The following is a 10,455-nucleotide window of genomic DNA, read 5'->3' as shown; positions in this document are numbered from 1 at the left end:
CCCCACCCCCGGTGTCGGGCCCGCCGGTGTCCGGTGCACCGTTCAGCGGGCCGCCGATGTCCGGGCCGCCGGCATCCGGTGCACCGTTCGGCGGGCCACCCATGTCCGGGCCACCCATGTCCGGGCCACCCATGTCCGGGCCACCCGGTTACCCGGCACCCGGCCAGCCGGGTTTCCCGCCGCCCGGCGGCCCCGCGTTCCCCGCACCCGGCCAGCCGCCGTATGGCGCACCGGCCCCGGTGAAGAAGAAGCGCGGCCTGCTCATCGCGTCGATCGTGCTCGCGGTGGCCCTGCTGCTCTGCGGCGGTGGCGGTACCGCCGCCTTCCTGGTGCTGCGCAACGCCGAGACCGGCGAGGGCGCGCCGAGCCCGACCGAGGCGGTGATCGGCTTCCTGACCGCGGTCTACACCGACCAGGACGCCAAGCAGGCCGCCGCGCTGGTCTGCCCGGCCGCCCGCGACGACAAGGCCATCGCCAAGCGGGTCAAGGAGGTCAGGGACCTCGCCACCACGTACAAGAACCCCCGCTTCAGCTGGTCGGTCCCGAAGGTCGACGACCAGAACGCCGAGCGGGCCGTCGTCTCGACGAAGGTGACGATGGCCACCGGCGACGAGAAGGTCTCCCGGCAGGATCTGAAGTTCACCGTGGTGCAGTCGAGCGGCTGGTGGGTCTGCGAGGTCGCCTGACCGGCTCCGCTGGTTACGCTCGACGGGTGCGAGCAGACGAGGGGCCGGCCGACCCGGCCGGTACGGGATGGCCGGCCCGCCTCCATGTGGTGACCGGCAAGGGCGGCACGGGGAAGACCAGCGTGGCCGCCGCGCTGGCGCTGGCGCTGGCCGCCGACGGGCGGCGCACCCTCCTCGTGGAGGTGGAGGGGCGGCAGGGGATCGCCCAGCTCTTCGGCACCGGTCCCCTGCCGTACGAGGAACGCCGCCTGGTCACCGTCCCCGGTGGTGGTGAGGTGCGCGCCCTGGCGGTGGACGCCGAGGAGGCCCTCCTCGAATACCTCGACATGTTCTACAAACTGGGTGCGGCCGGGCGGGCGCTGCGCAAGTTCGGGGCGATCGACTTCGCCACCACGATCGCCCCCGGGCTGCGGGACGTGCTGCTCACCGGCAAGGTGAAGGAGGCCACCACCCGGACCAGCGGCAAGCACCGGACGTACGACGCCGTGGTGCTGGACGCGCCGCCGACCGGCCGGATCGGCCGGTTCCTGAACGTCACCGCGGAGACCGCCCGGCTGGCGAAGGTCGGCCCGATCAAGAGCCAGAGCGAGGGTGTGGCGGCGTTGCTGCGCTCGCCGATGACCGCCGTGCACGTGGTCACCCTGCTGGAGGAGATGCCGGTCCAGGAGACGGTCGACGCGATCGAGGAGCTGACCGCCCTGCGGTTCCCGGTCGGCCGGGTGATCGTCAACGCGGCCCGGGGGCCGCTGGTGACCGACCGGGTCTCGCAGGCGGAGCTGCGGCGGGGGCTGGTCGCCGCCGGCCTGCCCGCCGACCGGGCCACCGTGACCGGGCTGCACACCGAGGCCCGGGACGCGGCGGTCCGCCGGGCGTTGGAGGATTCGCTCCGTACGGAGCTGCGGGAACTGGGCCGTCCCCTGGTCGAGCTGCCGCTGCTGCCGGACGGGGTGGACCGGGCCGGCCTGGACGTACTCGCCGGGGTGCTCGCCTCGGTGTGACGGGTCCGTCCGCGCCGATTCACTCACACCTGCACCCCAGCAACCGGCGGAGAGTGTCGCCGTCCCGATACGCTCGTTTCGTGTCTTCGGATAGCGCCGCACCGCGGCTCGATGTCGACCAGATCCTCGCCGACCCCGGCGTACGGATCGTGGTCTGCTGCGGCGCGGGTGGCGTGGGCAAGACGACAACGGCGGCGGCGCTCGCGCTCCGGGCCGCCGAGCACCACGGCCGACGCACGGTGGTGCTCACCATCGACCCGGCCCGCCGGCTCGCCCAGTCCCTCGGTCTGACCGAGCTGGACAACACGCCCCGCCAGGTCAAGGGGATCGACGTCGAGGCCAGCGGCGGTGAGCTGCACGCCATGATGCTGGACATGAAGCGGACCTTCGACGACGTGGTGCTCGCGCACACCGACCCGGAGCGGGCCGCCGAGATCTTCGCCAACCCGTTCTACCAGGCGATGTCCTCCACCTTCGCGGGCACGCAGGAGTACATGGCGATGGAGAAGCTCGGGCAGTTGCACGCCCGGGGCGAGTGGGACCTGATCGTGGTGGACACTCCGCCGTCCCGCTCGGCGCTGGACTTCCTGGACGCCCCGGCCCGGTTGTCCCGGTTCCTCGACGGTCGGATGCTGCGGCTGCTGCTGGCCCCGGCCCGCACCGGCGGGCGGAGCATGTTCAGCCTGGTGACCGCGTCGTTCGGGATGTTCTCCCGGGTGGTGCAGAAGGTGCTCGGCGCGCAGTTGCTCACGGACCTGTCCGGGTTCGTCGCCGCGCTGGACTCGATGTTCGGTGGGTTCCGGCAGCGCGCCGAGCAGACGTACCGGATCCTCCAGGCCAGGGAGACGGCGTTCCTGCTGGTCGCGGCGCCGGAGCCGGATGCGGTCCGGGAGGCCGCCTACTTCGCGGGCCGGCTCGGCGAGGAGCGGATGCCGCTGGCCGGGCTGGTGCTCAACCGGGTGCACCGGCCGGCGGTCGACTCACCCGACGCGGAGACCAGCCTGGCCGCCGCCGAGCGGCTGACCACGTTGGGTGGGCACGAGGCCACCGTCGAGGCGTTGCGGGCCCATGCGGCCCTACTCCAGCAGGCGGTACGCGAGCAGCGGGTGGCGGCGACGTTCACCGACGCGTACCCGCAGGTGCCGGTGGTGGCGGTGACGGCGCAGCCCGCCGACGTCCACGACGTCGACGGGCTGCGGGCGATAGGCGTGGCGATCAGCCGGCCGTGACGAGGGCTTTGTCCTTGTTCTTCATCGCGGCCTCGAACATCTTCCGCCAACTCGGCACGTTGGGATGCCGGCGCAGCAGTGCCCGGCGCTCCCGCTCGGTCATGCCACCCCACACCCCGAACTCGATGCGGTTGTCGAGTGCGTCGGCCAGGCACTCGTACCGCACCGGGCAACTGCGGCAGATCCGCTTCGCCACGTTCTGTTCCGCGCCCTGTACGAACAAGGCATCAGGGTCACCGTTCTGACATGCCGCCAGTGTCGGCCAGTCAGTGATCATGCCCATCTGTACACGTCCCCCCTTGCAGTCCCGCTTTACCGACTCCGTGCCGATCCGTCGGCAGTAACCCCCCGGTCGTCCGGGTCCACCTACCCCAAGGTGAATCGGACGACATGCGGCTTGTCGCCGCTCTCATCATGCTCCGTAGTCAGTCGATTACGCAACGTTGTCGGCCAAATCCATCATTCCGGACACTCCCGACTTCCTGCCGAAGCTCGCGCCGCTTACCCGGCCGTGGTTCGTGAAAACGCTGCGGCGGCCCGCCAGCTGCGGGAGACTCGTCGTCAGGTCCACGCAACCCCGTGCCAGGGGTCGTGCGTTTAGCACAACGAGGCCAGCGCCGGCAGGAAATGGGGAAAGAACGCCGGAGCGCTCCTCGTTGTCGACTCACGTACCCTGACGAGGTGACCTGGATGCGGAAGCGTGACCACAATGTGCTGACCAACGCCGCATCGCTACTTGTGTGTGGCCTACTGGCCGGCGTGGTGGTCGCGGCGGCCGCCTTCCCCGCAGTGGCGATGTCCGGGCTGGCCGCGAAGGCCGGCGCGGAGACGTTCGACAAGCTGCCCAGCGAGCTGACTGTGAAGAAGGCTCCGCAGATCAGCTACCTGTACGCGTCGGACGGCAAGACCCCGCTCGCGACGATGTACGACGAGAACCGCCGCGACGTGAAGCTCAAGGACGTCTCGCCGCTGATGCAGAAGGCAATCATCGCGGCCGAGGACCACGACTTCTACAAGCACAACGGCGTCGACATGAAGGGCATCGCCCGGGCCTTCGTCAACAACAGCTCGGGTGCCGCCTCCCAGCAGGGTGCCTCCACCCTGACCATGCAGTACGTCCGCCTGGCCATCTCCTACTCGGCGGACCACCCGCAGGACGTGGTCGCCGCCACCGAGGACACCCCGGCCCGCAAGCTCAAGGAGATGCGGTACGCGATGCAGATCGACCGGGATCTGTCCAAGGACGAGATCCTGGAGCGGTACCTCAACATCGCCGCCTTCGGCAACGGCGCGTACGGCATCTTCGCCGCCAGCCAGACCTACTTCGGCAAGCACCCGAAGGATCTGAAGCTGGAGGAGGCGGCCCTGCTCGCCGGCATGGTGAAGGCCCCGACCGCCTTCGACCCGACGACGGTGAGCGGCAAGCCGCAGGCCCTGGACCGGCGCAACTACATCATCAAGAACATGGTCGAGCTGGGTACGGTCACGCCGGCGGAGGCCGCCGCCGCGACGGCAGCCCCGCTGGTGGTGAAGGGCAAGCGGGCCCCCAACGGCTGCGTCGACACCAACAAGAAGGACAACTGGGGCTTCTTCTGCGACTACTTCTACCGCTGGTGGATGTCGCAGGAGGCGTTCGGCGCCACCACGTACGACCGGGAGCGGCGGCTCAAGAGCGGCGGCTACCACATCGTGACCTCGCTCGACGTGCAGGCGCAGCGCGGTGCCCAGAAGGCGGTGCTGCGGTCGCAGCCGGTCAGCAGCACCAAGGCCGCGATGGTCGCCGGGGTGGAGCCGGGTACCGGCCGGGTCCGGGCCCTGGCGGTGAACCGGGTCTTCAAGCTCGACAACCCGGAGAAGCCGCAGAACAAGCTCTCCAGCGACCCGAGGAAGCGGGCCAAGAAGCTCCGGGGCACCGTCCCGAACACCACCAACCCGCTGCTCACCGGTGGTGGGGACATCAAGGGCTACCAGGCGGGCTCGACGTTCAAGATCTTCACCATCGTGGCCGCGCTGGAGAAGGGCATCCCGCTCCAGTACACGATCAACTCCGAGAAGCAGTTCAAGTCGGAGTACATCATCCAGCGGGGCAGCCCGGCGGCCTGCGCGGGCACCCACTTCTACTGCCCGACCAACGCCAGCGACAGCATGGTCGGCCCGCACAACATGTGGTCGGCGTTCGGCTCCTCGGTGAACACCTACTTCGTCCCGCTCCAGCAGCGGGTCGGCGCGGAGAACGTGGTCGCCGCCGCCAAGAAGCTGGGCATCACCTTCCGTACCCAGGAGGACCTCGACCTGGAGAAGGGCGCCCACCAGTGGGGCGCGTTCACCCTGGGCGTCTCGCAGACCACCCCGATGGAGCTGGCCAACGCGTACGCCACCCTGGCCGCCGACGGCAAGTACTGCGAGCCGATCCCGGTGCAGGAGATCCGCGACCAGGACGGCAAGAAGCTGGACATCGCCAACCCGCGCTGCAAGCAGGTCGTGGCGACCGAGGTGGCCCGCGCCGCCGTGGACGCCGCCCGCTGCCCGGTCGGTGACAACTCCAAGACCTCGCAGTGCAGGGGGCGGACCGCTCCGAACGTGCGGGGTGTCGTCGGGCACCCGGTGGCCGGCAAGAGCGGTACCACCGACTCGGAGAAGAGCGCCTCGCTGGTGGCGATGACCAAGCAGCTCTCGGTGGCCGGCATCATGGCCGACCCGGACTGGCCGCAGACCAACCAGAAGATGGGTCACAACGAGAAGGGCGGCATCAACGCCCCGGTCTACGAGACCCTACGGGACGCCATGAAGGGCAAGGAGAAAATCGACTTCGTGGCGCCGAACGGCAAGTCCATCACCGGCGACCAGCGGCCGATCCCGGACGTCAAGTGCCAGTCGGTGGAGACCGCCCGGTCCCGGATCAAGGGCGCCGGCTTCGAGGTCGCCGTCGACAACACCAAGGTCGCCTCCTCCTGCCCGGCCGGCACCGTCGCCCGGACCAGCCCGGAGGGTCGGGCCGTCAAGGGCGGCCTGGTCGTCCTGGAGCTGAGTTCCGGAGCGGCCGGCGGGGACACGGGTGGCAACACCGGCGGCAACCCGGGTACCGGCACCGGCCCCGGCCGCCCGCCGGGCCGCCCCAACGGCTGATCTGAGCGACAACGACAGCGGGCGGGTACCTTCCGGTACCCGCCCGCTGTTTCGTCTCCGGTACGCCGCAACCGGCGCCACCACTGGCCCCCCGGGCAGCCGCTCCGACGGTCAGACGCCGAGCTGCCGGCGTACCTCGGCAGCCACCCGACCACCCTCGGCCCGGCCGGCCACCGCAGCCTGGGCCGCCTTCATGGCCGGGCCCATCTGGGCCTTCCCGGTGAACCCGCCGGCGGCGAGCGCCCCCGCGACCAGTTCGGCCAGCTCGTCGTCGCCGAGCTGCTTCGGCAGGTACCGGTCGAGCACCTCCCCCTCGGCGTTCTCCTTCGCCGCCTGCTCGGTCCGGCCGGCGTCGGCGAACGCGGTCGCCGCCTCGCGACGCTTCTTCGCCTCCTTGGTCAGCACGGCCAGTACCTCGTCGTCGGAGAGGTCCCGCTTGGCCTTGCCGGCGACCTCGGCGGTACCGATGGCGGCCAGCGCCATCCGCAGGGTCGAGGTGGTCAACTCGTCGCGGGCCTTCAGGGCGGCGCGCATGTCGGCGGTCAGCCGGTCCTTCAGCGTGCTCATGGTCGGTCAAACTACCCTGATCGGCATGCGAAAGCGCACACTATTCCGGCTCGCCGCAGGAACGGTCGCCGCCGGGGCGGCCACCCTGGCGTACGCGTCGCTCATCGAGCGCAACCTGTTCACCCTGCGCCGGTACGACGTACCGGTGCTCGCCACCGACACCGAGCCGCTGCGCGTGCTGCACCTGTCGGACCTGCACATGACCCCCGGACAGACCCGCAAGCAGGACTGGGTCGCCTCGCTGGCCGCCACCGACCCCGACCTGGTCGTCGTGACCGGGGACAACATGGCCCACCCCGAGGCGGTACCGGGGGTGCTGCGAGCCTTGCAGCCGCTGCTCGACTACCCGGGCGCCTTCGTGTTCGGCTCCAACGACTACACCGGCCCGGTCTGGAAGAACCCGTTCAGCTACTTCCTGCCCGACCGGGAGTACACCGAGGGCGTCGCGCTGCCCTTCGAGGAGTTGCGGGAGGTCCTGATCGCCGCCGGCTGGGCCGACCTGAACAACGCCCGTACCTCGGTCAAGGCCGGTGGGCGACTGGTCGAACTGGTCGGCGTCGACGACCCGCACATCGAGCAGGACGACTACCCCAGCGTGGCCGGTCCGGTCTCCGCCCAGGCCGACCTGTCGATCGGGTTGACCCACTCCCCGGAGCCCCGGATCCTCGACGCGATGGCCGGCGACGGCTTCGACCTGCTGCTGGCCGGGCACACCCACGGCGGGCAGGTCTGCGTACCCGGGGTCGGCGCCCTGGTCACCAACTGCGACCTGCCCCGGCACATGGCCAAGGGGCTGCACCGCTGGCCCGGCTCGGAATCCTGGCTGCACGTCACGGCCGGACTGGGTACCCACCCGACCGCCCCGGTCCGGTTCGCCTGCCGTCCGGAAGCCTCGCTGCTCACCCTGATCCCGCGCTGACCTGGGCTTTCGTCGTCCGGTCCCCGCACTGGGCGGGGGCCGGTCCCGTCCGGCACGGGAGGCGGGGGTACCCGGTTTGACCATCGGAGCGGGTGGGCTACTATTACCCGGCACGCCACGGGGTGTGGCGCAGCTTGGTAGCGCGCTTCGTTCGGGACGAAGAGGTCGTCGGTTCGAATCCGGCCACCCCGACCAGGTAAGAGGGCACATCCTATCGACGGATGTGCCCTCTGTGCGTTGGTACAGCAATCGAGTACAGCAGCGCGTCAGCGCAGACTCTCGCCGAGGCGCTTGAGTGCGTCGCGGGTGGCGTCCGAGGACGCCTGTGAATAGATCTCCATCGTGACTGAGACTTCGGCGTGCCGGAGCACCTGCATGATGACGCGCGGGTGCACGTCCAAGTCGACGAGGAGCGTCGCGCAGGTACGCCGGGCGTCGTGCACGGTGATCTTCCGGACCCCGGCACGGGCGCAGCGGGCGTCCCAGAAACGGTTGAAGTTGCGCGGCTCCACCGGGGTTCCATACCGGGTGGTGAACAGCAGCCGCGAGCCCTGCCAGGCGATCCCCGCCTGATCGCGGTCGTTCTTCCTCGCCTGCTGGCGCAGGCCGAGCGCCGCCGCACAGATGTCCGGCAGCGGAAGCATGGCGTCCGAGGTCTGCGTCTTGGTCTCCCGGTGCAGCAGTTGGCCGCCTACCCGCTGCAACTGCCAGCCGATCGACAACTCCCCCGCCGCCAGATCCACGGCGTCCTCGGTGAGGCCGAGCACCTCACCCTTACGCAGGCCGAGGACCAGAATCAGCACGTACGCGGCGTAGAGCGGATCGCGGTCGGACCGCGCGGACTCCAAAGAGCGACGCGCCTCGTCGCTGCTCCACGCTCTGCCCCTACGGCGGCGGACCGGTGGGAGCTTGACCAGGGCGGCGGCGTTACGGGTGACCAGTTCTTCGGTGGCGGCGTGGTTGAGCGCCGAGCGCAGCACGCCCCAGACGTCCTTGACGGTGCGGGCGGACGGTGTGTCGCCGCAGCACCGGCCGAGCGCGCAGCATCGCCGTTTCAGCTCCGGGCGGCGGTCGTCCTTGCCCTGGGCACAGCACTGGCAGGTCCGGGCCACCTCGTTGATCCAGGTCTGCACGTCGCGCACCTGGAGCCGGTCGAGCCGCTTCCCGCCGAGGCCGGGGATCACGTACAACCGGAGGATCGTCTCGTAGGTGGCGCAGGTCAGCGGAGCGAGGTTGGGGCGCACCACCTCCCGGTGCCAGTAGGTCAGGTAGTCACCCAGGGTCGGTACGCGGGTGGCGACCGGACCGGCCCTGGCCTGCTGGTGCAGTTTGATCCACTTGTCGTGGACGGTTTCTCGGGTCGGTCCGTAGACGTACTTGCGGGTGCGCTTGCCGTCGGGTTTGGTGACCCAGGCGTAGGCGGCGAAGCCGTTGCGGTAGGCGTAGATGGAGCCTTCGCCGTTGGCGCGTGCGCGGGCGGGCATCAGGCGGCCTCCTGCCGTTCGACCTGGTCGCGGATGTAGTCGTCGACCCATTCGGGCAGGATGCGGCGGTACTTGCCGTCCTTGATGGAACGCAGTTCGCCGGTGGCGATCTTCATCTTGACCTTGGACAGGCCGAAGCCGAGCAGGAGCGCGACCTCGGCGGGCGAGTACCAACGCGGGGTGAGGTGCCGGGTCATGCCGCCACCCCCGACCACGTCTCGTGGGCGAGTTCTTCCCGGCCGATACGGCTGCGTTCCCGGTGCTGGGCGGCGGCGGTGTTGGCGAGCAGGGCATCACCGTCGGTGAGCCAACCGGAGCCGACGAAGGCCAGCGTGCCGACGGAGTACGCGAATCCAGACCATCATGGACGGCGGGTAAGGCCGTTGCTGGGCCGCTCAGTGGATTCCGGAGACCGGCACAGCGGCCGGTGCGATCGAGAGCCGGCGGGATATGACCCGCGTCCAGCGGCAGGAAGGCCGCTCGGCAACTCCACGCCGAGACCAGCAATCCGGCCAGAGAACCGTGCTGGCGTGCTCGACGAGCGCCAGAGTAGCACCGGGTACCGACACGTCAACCGGCTGTGGCCTATCGAATGGCGGTGCCAATCCCAGTGGCGTTGCTGGGCCGCGACGCGAAGGATGGCGACGTGGTGACCGGAAAGCATCGACGAATCGTGCTGGTCGACGACCTGCGCTCGTTCACGGATGGCCGGGTGGCGCAGGTGGCGCGCACGAGCAAGGCGGGAATCGAAGCTTTGGATCGGTATCGCGGCCACCGGTTAGACGAACTGTGGCTCGACCACGACCTGGGCGAGGACGACACCATCTGGCCGGTCGTCGAGAGACTGGAACAAGCTGCGTTCGAGGGCCAGCCATTCGACATCGGCGTGGTGTACATCCACTCAGCGAATCCTGCCGGGGCGGCAAAGATGACGCAGGCACTGCGACGCTGGGGTTACCACGTTCGGCCGGCGGCCGGGTCACCACACGTCGGCTATCAGGCCGAGGCCGAGTAGCAGCGGTCCTGCCAACCGCTCGTGACTCCGGCAGCCGGGAGTCCGGACAGCCGGCCGCCGGGCCAGTGTGGGAAGACTTTCTGTACATCTATCAAGGCGGCCCTGAACGGGCCGCACGCGCCAGCCGCCAGGGCGCGCGGCCTGCACTCCGCTGCCGCTCCGCTCCGGCCACGCAGAACGCCCGGCGGCTGGCGCGAACAGCGGGGAGCCCGGTGGGCCGCCGCAGCACGACAGCAGCGTTGACCGGGTGACGGTGGGCCGGCAGCCGGCCGGGCCGCGCGGCCACGAGCCCGCGCGGCGCAGGGGAGCGCACGCCGGCCGCGTCGGCGAGCTGGCGGCGGGTCGCGGGGTTGCGGTTACGGCGCCTCCGGCGGGGGCGCTCCGGCTCCAGGATGGCCGGGGGCCGTCGGCGGCTTGCGGTCCGTGGGTGG

10 protein-coding genes and 1 tRNA gene are annotated in these 10,455 nt (G+C 70.3%); 7 read left to right on the top strand and 4 right to left on the bottom strand.

Annotation, left to right across the window (positions count from 1 at the left end):
* Nucleotides 1-116: 116 nt before the first annotated feature.
* The 3 genes from GSF22_RS24310 to GSF22_RS24300 are packed head-to-tail and all read left to right on the top strand — an operon-like array spanning nt 117 to nt 2,913.
* Nucleotides 117-686 (top strand): Rv0361 family membrane protein, encoded by a 570-nt coding sequence (locus tag GSF22_RS24310; RefSeq protein ID WP_439957801.1) that lies wholly within the window; start codon nt 117-119, stop codon nt 684-686.
* Between the two features lie 26 nt (nt 687-712).
* Nucleotides 713-1,684 (top strand): ArsA family ATPase, encoded by a 972-nt coding sequence (locus GSF22_RS24305; protein ID WP_208816051.1) that lies wholly within the window; start codon nt 713-715, stop codon nt 1,682-1,684.
* A 53-nt stretch (nt 1,685-1,737) separates the two neighbouring features.
* A complete protein-coding gene (locus tag GSF22_RS24300) occupies nt 1,738-2,913 on the top strand; it encodes an ArsA family ATPase (protein ID WP_208816050.1) in 1,176 nt (391 codons plus the stop codon).
* On the opposite strand, the gene GSF22_RS24295 is transcribed toward GSF22_RS24300, so the two are convergent.
* A complete protein-coding gene (locus GSF22_RS24295; protein ID WP_208816049.1) occupies nt 2,900-3,196 on the bottom strand; it encodes a WhiB family transcriptional regulator in 297 nt (98 codons plus the stop codon). The two genes, GSF22_RS24300 and GSF22_RS24295, sit on opposite strands and share 14 nt — an antisense overlap.
* A 407-nt stretch (nt 3,197-3,603) precedes the next feature.
* On the opposite strand from GSF22_RS24295, the gene GSF22_RS24290 reads away from it, so the two are divergent.
* Nucleotides 3,604-6,039 carry a penicillin-binding protein gene (locus GSF22_RS24290; RefSeq protein ID WP_208816048.1) on the top strand — a complete coding sequence of 812 codons (2,436 nt, stop codon included), beginning with the start codon at nt 3,604-3,606 and terminating at the stop codon, nt 6,037-6,039.
* 111 nt (nt 6,040-6,150) lie between these two features.
* On the opposite strand, the gene GSF22_RS24285 is transcribed toward GSF22_RS24290, so the two are convergent.
* Complete coding sequence (locus tag GSF22_RS24285) at nt 6,151-6,606, bottom strand: GatB/YqeY domain-containing protein (protein ID WP_208816047.1); 456 nt, start codon at nt 6,604-6,606, stop codon at nt 6,151-6,153.
* Nucleotides 6,607-6,631: 25 nt separating this feature from the next.
* On the opposite strand from GSF22_RS24285, the gene GSF22_RS24280 reads away from it, so the two are divergent.
* Both GSF22_RS24280 and GSF22_RS24275 read left to right on the top strand, forming a co-directional pair.
* On the top strand, nt 6,632-7,525 hold the full coding sequence (locus GSF22_RS24280; RefSeq protein WP_208816046.1) for a metallophosphoesterase: 894 nt from the start codon (nt 6,632-6,634) through the stop codon (nt 7,523-7,525).
* Nucleotides 7,526-7,643: 118 nt separating this feature from the next.
* Nucleotides 7,644-7,720, top strand: a tRNA-Pro gene (locus tag GSF22_RS24275).
* A gap of 71 nt (nt 7,721-7,791) precedes the next feature.
* On the opposite strand, the gene GSF22_RS24270 is transcribed toward GSF22_RS24275, so the two are convergent.
* Together GSF22_RS24270 and GSF22_RS24265 are read right to left on the bottom strand one after the other, a co-directional pair.
* Nucleotides 7,792-9,009 carry a tyrosine-type recombinase/integrase gene (locus tag GSF22_RS24270; protein WP_208816045.1) on the bottom strand — a complete coding sequence of 406 codons (1,218 nt, stop codon included), beginning with the start codon at nt 9,007-9,009 and terminating at the stop codon, nt 7,792-7,794.
* Nucleotides 9,009-9,206, bottom strand: a complete 198-nt coding sequence (locus GSF22_RS24265; RefSeq protein WP_208816044.1) for an excisionase family DNA-binding protein — start codon at nt 9,204-9,206, stop codon at nt 9,009-9,011. The genes GSF22_RS24270 and GSF22_RS24265 overlap by 1 nt, the downstream gene beginning before the upstream one ends.
* A gap of 422 nt (nt 9,207-9,628) precedes the next feature.
* Here GSF22_RS24265 and GSF22_RS24260 point away from each other — a divergent pair, with 422 nt between their 5' ends.
* The gene (locus GSF22_RS24260) at nt 9,629-10,024 is read left to right on the top strand and encodes a cyclic-phosphate processing receiver domain-containing protein (protein WP_244454026.1); all 396 of its coding nucleotides are present in this window, start codon (nt 9,629-9,631) and stop codon (nt 10,022-10,024) included.
* The last annotated feature ends 431 nt before the right edge of the window (nt 10,025-10,455 follow it).

It is taken from the genome of Micromonospora echinofusca (genome assembly GCF_017614955.1).
Classification (GTDB): domain Bacteria; phylum Actinomycetota; class Actinomycetes; order Mycobacteriales; family Micromonosporaceae; genus Micromonospora; species Micromonospora echinofusca_A.
This window is presented reverse-complemented; position numbering and strand designations above follow the sequence as displayed.